Source organism: Tritonibacter scottomollicae (assembly GCF_003003215.1).
Classification (GTDB): Bacteria; Pseudomonadota; Alphaproteobacteria; order Rhodobacterales; family Rhodobacteraceae; genus Epibacterium; species Epibacterium scottomollicae.
Genome location: NZ_PVUF01000008.1, coordinates 144,921 through 161,294 on the forward strand (window position 1 = coordinate 144,921; position 16,374 = coordinate 161,294).

The following is a 16,374-nucleotide window of genomic DNA, read 5'->3' on the forward strand; positions in this document are numbered from 1 at the left end:
CATGAAAAGAGAGGTTGCGGACCGGCAATGACATCTGCTGATGACCTGATTTCCCTGGTCCGCGACTACAACCCCAAGACAAATGAAGCACGGCTGCGTGATGCCTACGCCTTTGGCGAGGAGATGCACGGCGGCCAGTTTCGTCATTCGGGTGAGGCCTATTTCACCCACCCCGTTGCCGTCGCCGCCATCCTCACGGAACAGCGGCTGGATGATGCGACGATAATCACTGCCCTCCTGCACGACACCATCGAAGACACCAAGGCCTCTTACGAAGTGGTCGCCGCGCGTTTCGGCGAGGAGGTGGCGATGCTGGTCGATGGGGTCACCAAGCTGACCAACCTGCAGCTGTCCTCTCGCGAGACCAAGCAGGCGGAAAACTTCCGCAAGCTGTTCATGGCGATGTCGAAGGACCTGCGGGTGATTCTGGTCAAGCTGGCCGACCGTCTGCACAATATGCGCACTATCCGCGCCATGCGGCCCGAGAAACAGGCCCAGAAGGCGCGCGAAACCATGGACATCTACGCGCCGCTGGCCGGGCGCATGGGGATGCAGTGGATGCGCGAGGAGCTGGAAGATCTGGCCTTCAAGGTGCTGAACCCGGAGGGGCGCCAGTCGATCATCCGCCGCTTTGTCACCTTGCAGCGCGAAACCGGCGACGTGATTCACCGCATCACCGGCGACATGCGCGGCGAGTTGGAAAAGGCCGGCATCGAGGCCGAGGTTTTTGGCCGCGCCAAGAAACCCTATTCGATCTGGCGCAAGATGCAGGAAAAGGATCAGGGGTTCTCGCGCCTGTCCGACATCTACGGCTTTCGCGTCATCACCCGCACCGAAGAAGACTGCTATCGCACGCTGGGCACCATCCACCAGCGCTGGCGTGCGGTGCCGGGGCGGTTCAAGGATTATATCAGCCAGCCGAAATCCAACGGCTACCGCTCGATCCACACCACCGTGTCGGGGCGTGACGGCAAACGGGTGGAGGTGCAGATCCGCACCCGCCAGATGCATGACGTCGCCGAGTCGGGCGTCGCGGCGCATTGGTCCTATCGCGATGGTGTGCGCACCGAGAACCCCTTTGCCGTGGATCCGGCCAAATGGATCGCCTCGCTGACCGAGCAGTTTGACGGCGAGGATGACCACGACGAATTCCTCGAAGCGGTCAAGCTGGAGATGTATTCGGACCAGGTGTTCTGCTTCACGCCCAAGGGCGATGTGATCAAGCTGCCCAAGGGCGCCACGCCGATCGATTTTGCCTATGCCATCCACACCCGCATCGGCCATGCCTGTGTTGGCGGCAAGGTGGACGGCATCCGGGTGCCGCTCTGGACCCGGCTGCGCAATGGTCAGTCGGTCGAGGTGATCACCGCCGAGGGTCAGACCCCGCAGGTGAGCTGGCTGGAGATCGCCACCACCGGCAAAGCGCGCACCGCCATTCGCCGCGCCCTGCGCGAGGCAGACCGCGAACGTTTTGTGAAACTGGGCCACGAACTTGCACGCTCCGCCTTTGAGCATGTGAACAAGAAAGCCACCGACAAAGCGCTGGAAACCGCCGCCCGCGCCTTGCGTGTCAGCGATGTGACCGAGCTGCTGGCCCGGCTCGGGGCCGCGGTGATCACCGCCCATGATGTTGTTCAGGCCGTTTATCCGGAGCTGACCGCCAAGGACGGCGACGAAGTATCGCCACGCCGCGCAGTGATCGGCCTGGAGCCGGGGCAGAAGTTCGAGCGCGCCGCCTGTTGCGAACCATTGCCCGGCGAACGTATCATCGGCATCACCTCGCGGGGTCACGGTGTGGTTGTGCACACCGCAGATTGCGACCGCTTGGGCGAGTTCGAGGACCAGATGGACCGCTGGGTCGACGTGCACTGGCACTCCGGCACCCATCCGGCAGTCTACAGTGTGACCCTGGAACTGACGATCGGCAATGACGCCGGCGTTTTGGGGCGGATCTGCACGTTGATTGGCGAGAAGAAGGCGAATATTTCCAACCTTGAATTCAAGGATCGGAAACCAGACTTTTACCGCTTGATGATCAATGTGGAATTGCGTGATGTGGAGCAGCTGCATTCGTTGATACTGACGCTGGAAGCAGAGAGCCACGTCGCCGCGGTCGCGCGCTACCGGGAGCGGCCTGGAGCGCAACACCGTACGATCTAGCCTCTTCCGTACGAAGAATAGGGATGATCCTTTGGTATTCAGGCGCCGAGACAGACGCCCGCCGCTCAGGGCGGTTGCGGAGTTTCTCTGGCCTCGCGGAGGCTGGGGCAGGGCGTTTCTTTATGTCAAACACCGGGTGCGCCGTCTTCCGGACAACCCGGAGCGTATCGCGCGCGGCATCTGGGCCGGGCTCTTTACCACCTTTACGCCCTTTTATGGTGTGCATTTTTTCGTGGCTGCCCTCATCGCGCGGGTGATGAATGGCAATCTTCTTGCGGCACTGTCGGCGACCTTTTTCGGCAATCCGCTGACCTATGTGCCGATCGGCGTGATCTCTCTGCAGACCGGGCATTGGTTGCTGGGCAGCCAGCCGGTGGCCGAGGTGGACGCGACGCTGACGGACAAGTTTCTCGCCGCTGGATGGGACCTTTGGTACAACGTCTACGCCTATGCGACCGGCACGCCGACGGATTGGACCGGGCTGGTGATCTTCTATGATGAGGTGTTTTATCCCTATATGATTGGCGGGCTGCTGCCCGGGGTCATTGTCGCGACCGTGGGCTACATCCTGTCCGTTCCGGTGATCCGGACCTATCAGTTGCGTCGTCGCCGCAAGATCAAGGCCAAGTTCGACGCGATCAAGAAGCGTGCCGAGCTGGAGGCCGTGAACAGCCCCCATGCGCCAAGCGGGACCCCTCCGCCTGGCCGCAACCCCAAGGTCGGGCGACCTGAATAAACCTGTCCAGGGTGGCGATAGGGCCTGTCTCGTTGGCCACACGAGACCACCGATCAGGGTGAGGGGGAGTCCGACGCCGTGCGAAGAATTGTATCACTCGGGGCGTTGGTCCTTGCCTCTGCGAACCTGCCAGCTAGGCTCTCGGGCAAAAGACCTCCAATGACAAAGAGACCGTCTCATGTCCCAGAATGACTTGCGCCTTGGCGTGAATATCGATCACGTGGCCACCGTCCGCAACGCGCGTGGTGGGGCCTATCCGGACCCGATCCGTGCCGCGAAACTGGCCGAGGAAGCAGGCGCCGACGGCATCACCGCCCATCTGCGCGAAGACCGCCGCCACATCACCGACGGCGATATCGACGGGTTGATGGCCGCCCTGACCGTACCGCTCAATTTCGAGATGGCCGCGACGGATGAGATGCAGAAGATCGCCCTGCGTCACAAACCCCACGCGGTTTGCATCGTGCCGGAAAAGCGCGAGGAACGCACCACCGAAGGGGGGCTGGAAGTCGCCCGTGAAGAAAACAAGCTGGCCCATTTCATCGCCCCCCTGCGCGATGCGGGCTGCCGGGTGTCGATCTTCATCGCCGCCGACCCGGCCCAGATCGAGGCTGCCCATCGCATCGGTGCCGAGGTGATCGAGCTGCACACCGGGGCCTATTGCGACCACCACGCCGAGGGGGATTTCGCCGCCCGCGACGCGGAGCTGGAGCGGCTGCGCGACATGGCCACCTTTGCTCATTCGCTGGGGCTCGAGGTGCACGCGGGCCATGGTCTGACCTATGAAACGGTCGCGCCCGTCGCCGCCTTCCCCGAGGTGGTTGAGCTGAACATCGGCCATTTCCTAATCGGCGAGGCGGTGTTTCGCGGCCTCACCCCGGCCGTGCAGGAAATGCGCCGCCTGATGGATGCGGCCCGTCGCGGAGATGTCGCATGAAGCTGCGCCGCTTCACCCTGGTTTATCTTGCGATCATCGTTGCGATTATCATCGTCAGCGCTCTGGTGCAGATCCTTGCCGATTTCGACATCACCAATGCCGGTATGGCGTTGATCCCGGCCATGGGGGCCTCGATGGTCGAGGGGCAGGCTTTTGCCAAAGCCGAGAACCGTATGCCTGACACATCTGAGATGTGGGGTTTTGCCCGCCGCGCCTCGGTTGTCATTCTGGGGCTGATCCTGCTCTCTGCTGTCGCCTTCAGTCTGGCGCTTCCCGAGCTGCAGTACATGGTGTCGCAACCCTATGGTGCCCTGTTCGTGGCCGGGGCGCTTCTGTTCCAGGCGGTTATGTCGTTCTTGTTGGTTCGGTTCTTTCTGGCCAGCGGTGCCAAATCCGTGCTGCGGACCCGTGACCGCCAGGAGGGCCGGGGCTGAGGCCCGGTTGGTGGCGAGGATGATCTTGGGAATCGGCACCGATCTGGCAAACATCGACCGCATTCAGCGCACGCTGGACCGTTTCGGGGATCGGTTCCGCAATCGGGTCTTTACCGATGTAGAACAGGCAAAATCCGAACGACGGCGCGATGTTGCGGGCACCTACGCCAAACGCTGGGCTGCCAAGGAAGCCTGCTCAAAGGCCTTGGGCACCGGCCTGCGCATGGGGATCGCCTGGAAAGACATGGCGGTTTCCAACCTCTCGACCGGGCAGCCGGTGATGCATGTGACCGGCTGGGCGGCAGATCGTCTGGCTGCGCTGACCCCGGCGGGACATGAGGCGATCATCCACGTCACGCTGACTGATGATCACCCCTGGGCACAGGCCTTTGTCCTGATTGAGGCCCGTCTGGTGGTCGCGGCCTCGGAGTGAGCGCCCGCTCGCACCTCCGCCTCGGTTTCATCCCCGTTGACCGCGAAGGCGCGCGGCGGGCCAACGCGCAGGCAAGCCGCAATACCTGCGGCAGAGTGCCCACAGCTGAGCCACATCTGGCCCGTCCCGACGGCATCGCTTGACTTGCGCCGGGCCTGCCCGCATGTACGCCCCGACCCGCCCACAAAAGACCGGAGAGCCTGATGGCGTCGAAAACCACTGCCGGGAATTCAATCCTCGAGACGATCAAGACAATTGTCTACGCGCTGTTGATTGCCGGTGTCTTCCGCACCCTGTTCTTTCAACCCTTCTGGATTCCCTCCGGCTCGATGAAGGAAACGCTGCTGGTTGGCGATTTTCTGTTCGTGAACAAGATGGCCTATGGCTATTCCTACGCCTCCTGCCCCTCGATCCGTCTCGGGGCGGTCGGCCTCAATATCGACGCGCAGGATATCTGTGGCTTCCTTGATGGTGACAACAGCCGTATCCTTGGCGGCGAGCCGGAGCGCGGTGATGTGGTGGTCTTCCGCCATCCGGTGAACCGCACCGACTACATCAAGCGCCTCGTCGGCCTTCCCGGTGACAAGCTGCAGATGAAGGACGGCGTGCTGCACATTAACGGCGCCGCTGTCGGGCTGATGGACGATGGCGACTTTGAGGAAGCGATGGAGCGTCAGGGCCCGCAGGGCAATTTCCCGCGCTGCGAGAACGATCCGGTGGGGCAGGGCGGCGTCTGCAAGAAGTCCCGCCAGATCGAAACGCTGCCGGGCGGCACTTCCCACGCGATCATCAATATCGGCAATCAGTCCAGCGACCACACCAAAGTCTACCATGTGCCCGAGGGGCATTTCTTCTTCATGGGTGACAACCGTGACAACTCCACCGACAGCCGCGTGCCACAGGCCGTGGGCGGCGTCGGCTATGTGCCCTTTGAAAACCTGATCGGTCGTGCGGACCGTATCATGTTCTCCTCCGCCGGGCGGTCGATGCTGTTTTTCTGGACGTGGCGCAGTGACCGGTTCTTCAAGGCCGTCAACTGAGCACACTGAGATCTGACCACTTCGACGAGGCCGCGGTGTATCTCCGCGGCCTCGTGCCGTTCGGGGCCGTCCCAGCGGCGCCTCGGCGATGTCGCTTTGTCCTGGCCGCGCGTCATGCTAGTCAAACGGGACCCGCATATGCGACTGTCGGACATCGCGGGGCCTGTTTGTCATCAAAAGCAGGGAAACAGCCCGCCGGGGGCGCTTTCCTATTCTGCGGCGCTGGGATAAGGAACGATCCCGTCGGGGCAGCCGCTGCCCCCAGAGTTTGAGGACCACACGTGAAGCTATCCAAGGATATCCATGCCTTTCAGGAGCGGCTCGGCCATGATTTCGCCGACCCCGAACTGCTGATCCGGGCACTGACCCATCCGTCTGTCTCATCGCCGAACCGGCAGGACAATCAACGGCTGGAGTTTCTGGGCGACCGGGTGCTGGGTCTGGTGATGGCCACGGCATTGCTGGATCATGACCGGCAGGCAACCGAAGGCCAGCTGGCGCCCCGTTTCAACGCCTTGGTGCGCAAGGAAGCCTGCGCCGATGTGGCCCGCGAGATCGACATCGGTGCGGTGCTGAAACTGGGCCGTTCCGAGATGCTCTCGGGCGGGCGGCGCAAACAGGCGCTGCTGGGCGATGCGATGGAGGCGGTGATCGCCGCCGTCTACAAGGACGCGGGCTTTGAGGCAGCACAAGCGGTGATCCTGAGGCTCTGGGGCAAGCGCGTCGGCACCGTGGACGAAGACGCCCGCGACCCCAAGACCTCGCTGCAGGAATATGTCCAGGCCCGCCGACAGCCGCCCCCCGCCTATGTGCTGGTTGCGCGCAGCGGGCCCGATCACGAACCCGTCTTTACCATTGCCGCCCGTCTGCAGGACGGCACCGAGGAACAGGCCACCGCCGGATCGAAACGGCTGGCGGAACAGGCGGCAGCCAAGGCGCTGCTGACCAAGCTGGAGCAAAAGTCATGAGTACACGCGCGGGCTTCATCGCCCTGATCGGCGAGCCCAATGCGGGCAAGTCCACGCTTCTCAACCGCATGGTGGGGGCCAAGGTCTCCATCGTCACCCACAAGGTGCAGACCACCCGCGCCCGCATCCGGGGCGTGGCCATGGAAGGCGACAGCCAGCTGGTGTTTGTCGACACGCCGGGCCTGTTCCAGCCGCGCCGCCGCCTTGACCGCGCCATGGTCGCCGCCGCCTGGGGCGGGGCTGCGGATGCCGATGTGATCGTGCTGCTCATCGAGGCCCATCGCGGCGTTACCGAAGGCGTCGAGCGCATCCTGGAGAACCTCGCCGAAGTGGGAGAGGGCCGCCGCGTGGCGCTGGCGATCAACAAGATCGACCGGGTGCAGTCGGACGTGCTGCTGGGTCTGACCAAGGATCTCAACGACCGCTTTGCCTTTGCCGAGACCTTCATGATCTCCGCGGAAAAGGGCTATGGCACCGAGGATCTGCGCAAATGGTTGGCCCAGGAAGTCCCCGAAGGACCCTGGCTCTACCCCGAGGATCAGATTGCCGACCTGCCGCTGCGCATGATCGCTGCCGAGATGACCCGCGAGAAACTGACCCTGCGGCTGCATCAGGAACTGCCTTATCAGCTCACCGTCGAGACCGAGAAATGGGAAGAGCGCAAGGATGGCTCCGCCCGCATCGACCAGATCGTCTATGTGGTGCGCGACGGTCACAAGGGCATCGTGCTCGGCAAGCGCGGCGAGACCATCAAGGCGGTGGGGCAGGCCGCCCGCGCCGAGCTGGAGGAATTCCTCGACCGCAAGATCCACCTGTTTCTGCAGATCAAGGTGCGGCCCAACTGGCTCGAGGAATCCGAGCGCTATTCGGAAATGGGCCTGGAGTTCAAGGACGGCAACTGACCCCGCCCTGACGCAACCTGACTGCCGGGCTGCAATCCCGCAGCCCGGCGCAGGCGCGAAAAGCCTTTCATCTTCTCGAAAATATCCCCGCCGGAGGCTTCTCCCGTTGCCTCCGGCGGAGCCTCCGCGCCCCTTGCGCCGCGCCGCCATCTTTCCCTAAATACGGTCGGAGGCGTCCACGCAGGCCGCCACTGCAGCAGGAGCGCTCATGACCCGCCTCACCGCCCGTTTCTGGGTCGACGCCTATCTGGCCCGCCTGCGGTTTCAGGACATTCCGGCCTTTGTCACGGCCCATGGCGACGACACCGCCGGTGCGGTGCTGGTCAAGCTCAACACGCTCGACGGGCAGGCCCGGGTCTATCAGCGATCGTTTGACCTGATGACCGGAGACCGCAAATGGGTCGAACTCACTGCAGGCGAGGATGCCGAAGCCGAAGCCGCTATCGCCAGGCAGCGCCAGTTCGACAGCGACCTCTGGGTGATCGAGGTGGAGGACCGCGCGGGTCGCCACCTGCTTGATGAACCCGGTCTGGAGTAAGCAATGGACTGGCGCGATCAGGGCATTCTGCTGACGGTACGTCGCCACGGCGAATCCTCCGCCCTGATCGAGGTCTTCACGGAACACCACGGCCGCCATGCCGGCCTCGTGCGCGGGGGCGCCAGCCGTCGCATGGCGCCGATGCTGCAACCGGGCGCACAGCTGGATCTGGCTTGGTCTGCGCGGCTGGAGGATCACCTTGGCACCTTCAAGGCAGAACCGCTGCGCAGCCGGGCAGCGGCGGCGCTCTCCGGTCGGCTGGCGCTCGCCGGGCTCAACGCGGTCTGCGCTCTGCTGGCCTTTGCCCTGCCGGACCGGGAACCCCATCCGGGGCTGTACCGTCGCAGCGAGGCGCTGCTGGACCTGCTGGACAATGACGACCTCTGGCCGCTGGCCTATCTGCGCTGGGAAATGGCGCTGCTGGAGGAGCTGGGCTACGGGCTCGACCTGTCGGCCTGTGCCGTGACGGGTGCAACCGAGGGGCTGAGTTATGTATCGCCGAAAACCGGCCGTGCGGTGACTCAGGACGGGGCCGGAGAGTGGGCGGACCGGTTGCTGCAATTGCCGCCGGTGATGCTGGGGCAGGGCGCGGCAGAGGATATCGAAGTCCTCACCGGCCTCAGAACCACTGGATTTTTCTTCGAATCAAAACTGGCCCCGGCACTGGGCAACCGGCCCGTGCCCGAGGCGCGAGGGCGGTTTCTCGATGTTTTGGCGCGGCGGCTCTAGGCGGCACGCGCAGAAAACCGCCGCCTCTTGCGACACTGCGAAGACCCGGCCACCGACGTCACACGCATGATACATCTTGAGGGGAAGAACGCCCTTGCGGTTCGGCCCGTGCAGAAGGGGTCGTATCCCAGCCAATTTGACAGCGAGGAGCGCACTAAAATGGTTGATAAGACCCTCATCGATCTTTCTTGGGACGACTTTGACGAGTATCGCGATCCCCGTCCCGATGAAAACCAGTTCGACGCCGTGGTCGAACGCGCGGTGTCGCGTCGCGGGTTCCTTGGCGGTGCGCTGGCGTTTGGCTCCGGCGCGGCGGTTTTCGGCACCGGGCTGATGTCCTCCACCACCGCATCGCGCGCCGCCGGTGGCGCCACATTCGCGTTTGACCCCATCGGCATTGCCACCGACCACGCCGTGCATGTGCCCGCCGGCTACAAGAGCCAGGTTCTGGTGCGCTGGGGCGATGCGCTCTGGTCCGAAGCCGAGGGCGCCTATTCCGCTGAGGACGGCGTTTCGGTCGAGATGTCCGACAAGGTCTTTGGCGAGAACACCGACGGCATGGAGCTGTTCGAGATCGAGGGCCGCGAGGTCATCGCGGTGAACTCTGAGTATGTGAACCCGAAGATCAACCTGCCCGCCGCCTCTGATGGGGTGCCGCAGACTGCCGACGAGGTGACCCTGCTGAAAAACCTGCAGGGCGTCACCGTGATGGAAATCGCCAAGGGCAAAAGTGGCTACGCCGTGGTGAAAGACAGCCCGTTGAACCGCCGCATCACCCATGAGACCGAGATGACCCTCGCAGGTCCGCTGGCCGGTCACGATCTGGTCAAGACCAAGGCCGATCCAGAAGGGCGCACCGTCAAGGGCACCATGAACAACTGCGGCTCCGGCAAGACGCTCTGGGGCACCTATCTGACCTGCGAAGAGAACTTCAACGGCTATTTCGGTGCCACCGGCGAGATGCCCGAGGGGGAGGGCTACATCCGCTACGGCATCGGCGGCGCGGGCCGCTACGCCTATGAGAAATTCGATGAGCGTTATGATCTGTCGAAAGAGCCGAACGAGCCGCATCGCCACGGCTTCATCACCGAGATCAACCCGGCGGATGCGACCTCTACCCCGGTGAAGCGCACAGCCCTGGGCCGGTTCAAGCATGAAAACGCCGAGATGGTGCACGCCGCCGATGGCCATATCGTGGTCTATATGGGCGATGATGAGCGCGGTGAGTACCTCTATAAATACGTCTCCGCCAACACCTGGGCCGAAGGGGAGGCCACCGATGATCTGCTGGACGACGGCATGCTTTATGTGGCGAAGTTCAACGACGACATGACCGGCGTATGGCTCGCCCTGACGCCCGAGACCACCGGCATGGACGCGGCAGAGATCCTCTGCTTCACCCGTATGGCGGCCTCTGCCGTGGGTGGCACCACCATGGACCGCCCCGAGTGGGTGGCCTGCAACCCGCTGAAGGCGGAAGGCTACTGCGCGCTGACCAACAACAAGAACCGTGGCGTGAAACCCAATGCTGGTGGCGACGACACCTCGGTCAACGCGCCGAACCCGCGTGAGACCAACAACTATGGTCAAATCGTGCGCTGGACCCCGGCGGACGACAATCACGCCGGTGATGCCTTCACCTGGGATCTCTACGTGATGGCGGGCAACCCGACGGTCTACAACAACGCCTATGCCGGGTCTGAGAACGTCAACCCGGGCAACATGTTCAACTCGCCCGACGGCATGGCCTTCTCCTCCGACGGGATGCTGTGGATCCAGACCGATGGCGACGACAGCAATGAGGGTGAATTTGCCGGTCAGGGCAACAACCAGATGCTGGTCGGCGACCCGGAATCGGGTGAGATCGCCCGCTTCATGACCGTGCCGAACGGCGCCGAGGTCACCGGCCTGTGCTGGTCGCTGGACAAGACAGTCGCCTTCGTCGGCGTGCAGCATCCGGGTGGCGCATGGCCCGATGGCAACGGCAAGCCACGCTCTGCCGTGGTCACCGTCTGGCGCGAAGACGGCGCCGCTTTCGGCTAAGTCATAGGCCGAAGATCTGTGGAAAGCCCTCTCCGAACGGAGGGGGCTTTTTGCCGTGCAGTTGTTGCCGTTGCACCGGGCGCAATGTTCGGAATGTGTTTGGAATGTTTAACGAAAACAAAATGATAAGTCGCGCATACTGCCCTATTGTTTCGCGCGCGAAACATTGGGTCAGAAGGGCTGTCTTATCGCCTGGGCGCTGTCCTGTGATGCGCGTGGACAGCGCCCGTAACGGTGCTCCTAGCTGGGCACCTGCCCGGTGATCATGTCCCGCACCCGCAGGGCGTAGCGGTCTGTCATGCCGGAGACAAAATCGGTCAGCGCATGGGCCGCGGTATAGTCGTCCTCGATACCGCGCAGATCCAGATCCACGGCGCGTACCAGTTGTGTCCAGTAGCCATGCTCCTGCAGCAGCTGCTCCGCGTCCCAGTTGCAGTCCTTCAAGGCGATGAACAGGTCATGGAACTCGTCAAGGATGGTGAACAGCACCTTGCGTCCCACCACCTCCAACTCGGTTTTGCGCTGGGCGGTGAAGATGCGGGCGTTGGAGATCTCCTTGAGACGTTTGAAGGCGGAGGCCTTTGAGGAAACTTCCATCAGCCCGTCATTGAACGTGCCCGCCATGATGTCATCGTAGTGGTCGAGGAACGCCGTCACCGCACTGTCGATGGCAGCGCCGATGGCCATGGCACGCAGCATCCCTGTGCGGTCGCTGAGCGTCATGCCGGGATCGGGTGCGCGGTTGGGCTTGCCGGTGATCTCTTCGAGAATCTCCGACACAACGGCGCTGTCGAGGTCGCCCACGGTAGCGGCATCCTCGAGGTCCAGAATGCGGTAGCAGATGTCATCCGCCGCCTCGACGAGGAAGGCCAACGGATGGCGGCGCCACCAGCGATGTCCTGCGGCCGTGCGCTCCTCGGGCAGGCCAAGGGCGGTGGCGGCTTCGGCAAAGAGGTCTTCGTCGCTTGCGAAGGTACCGAATTTCTTCAGGCCAACGTAAGAGTGCCCTGCGTCTGCTGCTGAGGCGGCGGTGCAGGGGTATTTGGCAAATGCACCAAGGGTGGCATAGGACAGGCGCATGCCGCCCTCGCGCCGCGCCATCTCCAGCCGGGACACGATGCGAAAGCCCTGTGCGTTGCCTTCAAAGGCGGTAAACTCGGCACGACGTTCCGGGGGGATCCCTCCGGCGATGCCGCTGCGCTTGCCCGCGTCGGCGGCAAACTTCTGGGCAAACCATGCGCCGATGCTCGCCTCGCCGGAGTGACCAAACGGCGGGTTTCCGATATCATGCACCAGACAACCGGCCTGCACGGTGCCTGCGATCACATGCTGCAGCCCCTCCTGCAGGCGCCCGTCCTTGACCAGCGCTTGCCCGACCTGGATTCCCAGCGACCGGCCTACCGAGGAGGTCTCCATCGAGTGGATCATTCGATGGTGCACATGATCGTGGTCATAGAGCGGGTGAACTTGCGTCTTCTGCGCGAGGCGGCGGAACGGTTCCGAGAACAGGATGCGGTCGTAGTCCTGCAGATAGGCCGGGCGATCCGGTTTGTCGGCGTAGTCGGGGCGGCACAGGCGTCCCGGGTTCAGCAGCTGGGTCCAGTCCATCGGGTGCTCTCTCCTGTGCCAGTTGGTGGGCTTTGGCCTAAAAAGCCTCTCGGCTCCGGAATTGCAACCTGTCCGTATGGTGTCGTCGCAAGGTGGTGCTCCCGCCCGCCATGCTCACCCGACCTTTCGGTCGGCTGCCACATGGCAGTTGGGCCGGGCGGGGGCCGCGCCGAAGGCGCGGCCCCCGCCCCCGCGCGATGCGCGGAGCGCAGCGCAAACCCTCCTGCAGGGGTAGGCTGTCAGCGGGGGGCAGGGGGCGTCGGTTCCAGCCCGCTGTCTTCCAGCTTGTGGTCGGGCTCCACATGGATGGTGACATGCACACCGGGCAAGGTGGCCTCGATCTCGTGTTCCAGCCGGTCACAGATGTCATGGCTCTGCGCCACCGTCATTGCGCCGTCGACGACCATGTGGAACTCCACAAAAATCGCCTTACCCGCGCGGCGGGTCTTGATGTCGTGGATCTGCAGTGCGCCGCCGCCAGAGCCGAGGATTACAGCACGGATCTTGTCCTGTTCCTCGTCAGATGCGGCCTTGTCCATCAGACCGTCCACGGAGTCGGAGACCACATGCAGCCCCTCGCGCAGGATGTTCACCGCAACAAGCAGCGCCAGGATCGGATCCAGAACCGTCCAGCCGGTGACCAGCACCAGTATCAGCCCGCCCATCACCCCGGCCGAAGTCCAGACGTCGCTCATCAGGTGGCGTCCGCCGGCCTCGAAGGCGGGTGATTTCAGGCGTAGACCTGAGCGCAGCAAGATCTGCGCCCAGAGGAGGTTGATCGCGAGAGCAGCCGCATTGACGACCAGGGCGACGGGCGTCAGGTTTGCCATGGCGCCCGAGGTCAACGCAGAGATCGCCTGATGGACGATCAGTGCGGCGGCGAGAATGATCATAATGCCTTCGATCACCGCAGAGAAGTATTCGGCCTTGTGATGTCCGAACGGATGGCCGTCGTCCGCCGGGCGTTCGGCGTAGCGGATGGCGAACCACGCCAACACTGCGGCCGAAACGTTCACCAGGCTTTCCATCGCGTCGGAGAACAGGGCGACGGAGTCGGTCAGTGCCCAGGCGCCGAGCTTTAGCGCCAGGACCAGCAGCGACACGACAATTGTGCCACCGGCGATCTGACTGGCTGAAAGGCGAGTGCTGAGATCCAGTGACATCGGCTCAGCCCACCAGCGCGCGGCGCATGAGGTTCAGCCCCGCGATCAGCAGCACAAACAGGGTCGCCCGGCGAAAGGTCTTCTGGTCGATCTTGTCCTGCAATCGTCCACCCAGCCACATGCCAAACAGTGCCGGCAGGATCATCAGGACCGAGAATGGCAGCGTTTCACTGCGCATCACACCGGAGCCGACATGTGCAAAAAACAGCACCACCGCGCCCAGCCCGTAGATCACCCCCTGGATGCGCATCTGTTCGCGTTTTTCAGTCCCAAGTGCGGTCAGATAGGCCACCGTGGGCGGCCCCCAGATGCCGGAAAAGCCGCCGATGAAGCCTGCAAAGGCACCGATGCCGACTTCCATCCGGCGCGAGGGGGCGTGCAACACCAGATGCTTGCCCATCAGCTGGGTCACGGCAAAGAGTGTGATCGGCCCGCCGATGATCAGGAGCATCACCTGCGCCGGCAAGACCCGCACCAGCTGCGCGCTCAACATGAGGAAGACGCCTCCCACCAGCAGGAAAGCGCGAAAGCGCTTCATCGACTGCCAGGCCGCGCGAGGGCCCTGCCGCATTGCCTGAAACCCGTTGGTCACCAGCGTCGGCAGGATCAGCCCGGCCAATGCCAGATCCGGTGCCATGATCGAGCTCAGTCCCGAGACCATGATCATCGGCATGGCAAAGCCGACAATGCCCTTGATGGTGCCTGCGACTAGCGCCACGGCAAAGGCCAGCACGAATCCGGCCGGCGCGAGAAAGGGAAAAAGATCCATCATAAACTTGCGCATAGCACATCCGGAGGGCGCTGCACTGCAAAAACGAAAGGGTAATTAATGAATGAATGGTGGATCATTTCGGATTTATTGTTGCGCTGCGCCTGCAAAGTAGCCTATCACCGAGCCAGACCTGAAGAGGATGTGACCGATGCCCCATGACGGACAAATGGACGGACAGGACATGAACCCAAGCGCGCCATTGCTGCCGGATTTGCTGGGGCTGACACGAGACGCTCTGACGCCACTGGATGAGCTGCTGGAGATCGCTACAGCCCGGGTGCGTGCGACGGTCAGCGACGGGGATCGGGTCTCGGGCGCTTTGGTCGAGCAGAACCAATATGCCGCGCATGGGCTGGCCTGGCTGGCCACCTATGTCTATGCGCTGCGCCAGATGCACCGCTGGGCCGAGGCGCTCTCGGGCGCGGGTAAGCTGGGCGAGATGGAGCAGCTGATCCACCAGATCGCCTTTGGCGAATACCTCTGGCAGATCTACGGCGGCATCCAGATGAACCAGGGCGAGGTGCTGCGCCTGCAGGACCTTGGCCTCGGCCAGGACGATCAACGTGCGCTGATGGCCCCGGCGGTGATGGCGTTGACGCAGTCCGGCAACACCCAGGCCGCGCGGGTGCGGCTGGTCGAGCTGATGGAGCAGCAGTCCGGCAGCACCATGTTCGGCACCTCCGGTCTCGACGAGGAACTGGAGATGATCCGCGACCAATTCCGCCGCTACGCGCAGGAAAAGGTCGAGCCCTTTGCCCATGACTGGCACCTCAAGGACGAGTTGATCCCGATCGAGGTGATCGAGGAGCTGGCGGAGATGGGGGTCTTTGGCCTGACCATCCCGGAGGAGTTTGGCGGCTTTGGCCTGTCGAAGGCGTCCATGTGCGTGGTCTCCGAGGAGTTGTCGCGCGGCTATATCGGCGTCGGCAGCCTTGGCACCCGCTCCGAGATTGCCGCCGAGCTGATCCTGGCGGGGGGCACCGACGACCAAAAAGCCAACTGGCTGCCGAGGATCGCCAGCGCGGAGATCCTGCCGACGGCGGTGTTCACCGAGCCCAACACCGGCTCCGACCTTGGCGCGCTGCGGACGCGGGCGGTCAAGGGGGACAACGGCGACTACACAGTTACCGGCAACAAGACCTGGATCACCCATGCGGCGCGCACCCATGTGATGACGCTTCTGGCGCGCACCAACCCGGAGACCACGGACCATCGCGGCCTGTCGATGTTCCTGGCGGAGAAGGTGCCGGGCACGGATGAGAACCCGTTCCCGACCGACGGCATGACCGGCGGCGAGATCGAGGTCTTGGGTTATCGCGGCATGAAGGAATACGAACTGGCCTTCGATAGCTTTCACGTGAAGGGCGAAAACCTTCTGGGTGGCGAGGAGGGCAAGGGCTTCAAGCAGTTGATGGAGACGTTTGAGAGCGCTCGCATCCAGACCGCGGCGCGGGCCATCGGGGTGGCGCAATCGGCGCTCGATATCTCCATGCAATACGCGCAGGACCGCAAGCAATTCGGCAAGGCGCTGATCAATTTCCCGAGGGTGTCATCGAAGCTGGCGATGATGGCGGTCGAGGTAATGGTGGCGCGGCAGCTGACCTATTTCTCCGCATGGGAAAAGGACAATGGCCACCGCTGCGATCTGGAGGCCGGGATGGCAAAACTGCTGGGCGCGCGGGTGGCTTGGGCTGCAGCGGACAATGGCTTGCAGATCCACGGCGGCAACGGGTTTGCGCTGGAATACAAGATTTCGCGGGTGCTGTGTGATGCGCGCATTCTGAACATCTTTGAAGGTGCGGCGGAGATCCAGGCGCAGGTTATCGCGCGGCGGCTGCTGGCGTAACGCCCATTTGAGAGACCATGCGTTCGGCCTGCAGGCCGGACAGCGCCCGACCCTCCCCCCGGGAG

At 63.4% G+C, this 16,374-nt stretch carries 15 protein-coding genes; 12 read left to right on the forward strand and 3 right to left on the reverse strand.

What is annotated here, in order from left to right; genetic code table 11:
* The first annotated feature begins 27 nt into the window (after positions 1–27).
* The 11 genes from CLV89_RS13920 to CLV89_RS13970 all read left to right on the forward strand — a co-directional run bounded on the left by CLV89_RS13920 (position 28) and on the right by CLV89_RS13970 (position 10,920).
* Positions 28–2,160 carry a RelA/SpoT family protein gene (locus CLV89_RS13920; RefSeq protein WP_106164259.1) on the forward strand — a complete coding sequence of 711 codons (2,133 nt, stop codon included), beginning with the start codon at positions 28–30 and terminating at the stop codon, positions 2,158–2,160.
* Between the two features lie 31 nt (positions 2,161–2,191).
* The gene (locus tag CLV89_RS13925) at positions 2,192–2,896 is read left to right on the forward strand and encodes a DUF2062 domain-containing protein (RefSeq protein ID WP_106164260.1); all 705 of its coding nucleotides are present in this window, start codon (positions 2,192–2,194) and stop codon (positions 2,894–2,896) included.
* A gap of 178 nt (positions 2,897–3,074) precedes the next feature.
* Positions 3,075–3,833, forward strand: a complete 759-nt coding sequence (locus tag CLV89_RS13930) for a pyridoxine 5'-phosphate synthase (protein WP_106164261.1) — start codon at positions 3,075–3,077, stop codon at positions 3,831–3,833.
* A complete protein-coding gene (locus CLV89_RS13935; protein WP_106164262.1) occupies positions 3,830–4,267 on the forward strand; it encodes an ABZJ_00895 family protein in 438 nt (145 codons plus the stop codon). The genes CLV89_RS13930 and CLV89_RS13935 overlap by 4 nt, the downstream gene beginning before the upstream one ends.
* A 19-nt stretch (positions 4,268–4,286) precedes the next feature.
* Positions 4,287–4,700, forward strand: a complete 414-nt coding sequence (gene acpS, locus CLV89_RS13940) for a holo-ACP synthase (protein ID WP_106164263.1) — start codon at positions 4,287–4,289, stop codon at positions 4,698–4,700.
* 203 nt (positions 4,701–4,903) lie between these two features.
* Positions 4,904–5,740: a signal peptidase I gene (lepB, locus tag CLV89_RS13945; protein ID WP_106164264.1), complete on the forward strand. Its 837-nt coding sequence runs from the start codon at positions 4,904–4,906 to the stop codon at positions 5,738–5,740.
* A gap of 281 nt (positions 5,741–6,021) precedes the next feature.
* Positions 6,022–6,708, forward strand: coding sequence for a ribonuclease III (gene rnc, locus CLV89_RS13950; protein WP_106164265.1), 687 nt, complete (start codon positions 6,022–6,024; stop codon positions 6,706–6,708).
* The gene (era, locus tag CLV89_RS13955) at positions 6,705–7,610 is read left to right on the forward strand and encodes a GTPase Era (protein ID WP_106164266.1); all 906 of its coding nucleotides are present in this window, start codon (positions 6,705–6,707) and stop codon (positions 7,608–7,610) included. The genes rnc and era overlap by 4 nt, the downstream gene beginning before the upstream one ends.
* 208 nt (positions 7,611–7,818) lie before the next feature.
* Positions 7,819–8,148, forward strand: coding sequence for a DUF1491 family protein (locus CLV89_RS13960; protein WP_106164267.1), 330 nt, complete (start codon positions 7,819–7,821; stop codon positions 8,146–8,148).
* A 3-nt stretch (positions 8,149–8,151) separates the two neighbouring features.
* Positions 8,152–8,877 (forward strand): DNA repair protein RecO, encoded by a 726-nt coding sequence (gene recO / locus CLV89_RS13965; protein ID WP_106164268.1) that lies wholly within the window; start codon positions 8,152–8,154, stop codon positions 8,875–8,877.
* A gap of 159 nt (positions 8,878–9,036) precedes the next feature.
* Positions 9,037–10,920: a PhoX family protein gene (locus CLV89_RS13970; RefSeq protein WP_106164269.1), complete on the forward strand. Its 1,884-nt coding sequence runs from the start codon at positions 9,037–9,039 to the stop codon at positions 10,918–10,920.
* 240 nt (positions 10,921–11,160) lie between these two features.
* Here the strand turns inward: CLV89_RS13970 and dgt are convergent, their stop codons facing one another.
* The 3 genes from dgt to CLV89_RS13985 all read right to left on the reverse strand — a co-directional run bounded on the left by dgt (position 11,161) and on the right by CLV89_RS13985 (position 14,463).
* Positions 11,161–12,528 (reverse strand): dGTP triphosphohydrolase, encoded by a 1,368-nt coding sequence (gene dgt, locus CLV89_RS13975; protein WP_106164270.1) that lies wholly within the window; start codon positions 12,526–12,528, stop codon positions 11,161–11,163.
* Positions 12,529–12,767: 239 nt separating this feature from the next.
* Positions 12,768–13,691, reverse strand: a complete 924-nt coding sequence (locus tag CLV89_RS13980; RefSeq protein ID WP_106164271.1) for a cation diffusion facilitator family transporter — start codon at positions 13,689–13,691, stop codon at positions 12,768–12,770.
* A 4-nt stretch (positions 13,692–13,695) separates the two neighbouring features.
* A complete protein-coding gene (locus tag CLV89_RS13985) occupies positions 13,696–14,463 on the reverse strand; it encodes a sulfite exporter TauE/SafE family protein (protein ID WP_106164310.1) in 768 nt (255 codons plus the stop codon).
* Positions 14,464–14,611: 148 nt separating this feature from the next.
* Between CLV89_RS13985 and CLV89_RS13990 the strand changes: the two genes are divergently transcribed.
* A complete protein-coding gene (locus tag CLV89_RS13990) occupies positions 14,612–16,309 on the forward strand; it encodes an acyl-CoA dehydrogenase family protein (protein ID WP_106164272.1) in 1,698 nt (565 codons plus the stop codon).
* The last annotated feature ends 65 nt before the right edge of the window (positions 16,310–16,374 follow it).

Bases quoted from the DNA above. Each gene is read 5' to 3' on its own strand.
- era (WP_106164266.1), top strand. From the start codon at position 6,705: ATGAGTACACGCGCGGGCTTCATCGCCCTGATCGGCGAGCCCAATGCG.
- lepB (WP_106164264.1), top strand. From the start codon at position 4,904: ATGGCGTCGAAAACCACTGCCGGGAATTCAATCCTCGAGACGATCAAG.
- CLV89_RS13935 (WP_106164262.1), top strand. From the start codon at position 3,830: ATGAAGCTGCGCCGCTTCACCCTGGTTTATCTTGCGATCATCGTTGCG.
- CLV89_RS13920 (WP_106164259.1), top strand. From the start codon at position 28: ATGACATCTGCTGATGACCTGATTTCCCTGGTCCGCGACTACAACCCC.
- CLV89_RS13970 (WP_106164269.1), top strand. From the start codon at position 9,037: ATGGTTGATAAGACCCTCATCGATCTTTCTTGGGACGACTTTGACGAG.
- CLV89_RS13990 (WP_106164272.1), top strand. From the start codon at position 14,612: ATGCCCCATGACGGACAAATGGACGGACAGGACATGAACCCAAGCGCG.
- dgt (WP_106164270.1), bottom strand. From the start codon at position 12,528: ATGGACTGGACCCAGCTGCTGAACCCGGGACGCCTGTGCCGCCCCGAC.
- CLV89_RS13960 (WP_106164267.1), top strand. From the start codon at position 7,819: ATGACCCGCCTCACCGCCCGTTTCTGGGTCGACGCCTATCTGGCCCGC.
- recO (WP_106164268.1), top strand. From the start codon at position 8,152: ATGGACTGGCGCGATCAGGGCATTCTGCTGACGGTACGTCGCCACGGC.
- CLV89_RS13985 (WP_106164310.1), bottom strand. From the start codon at position 14,463: ATGATGGATCTTTTTCCCTTTCTCGCGCCGGCCGGATTCGTGCTGGCC.
- acpS (WP_106164263.1), top strand. From the start codon at position 4,287: ATGATCTTGGGAATCGGCACCGATCTGGCAAACATCGACCGCATTCAG.
- CLV89_RS13930 (WP_106164261.1), top strand. From the start codon at position 3,075: ATGTCCCAGAATGACTTGCGCCTTGGCGTGAATATCGATCACGTGGCC.
- CLV89_RS13980 (WP_106164271.1), bottom strand. From the start codon at position 13,691: ATGTCACTGGATCTCAGCACTCGCCTTTCAGCCAGTCAGATCGCCGGT.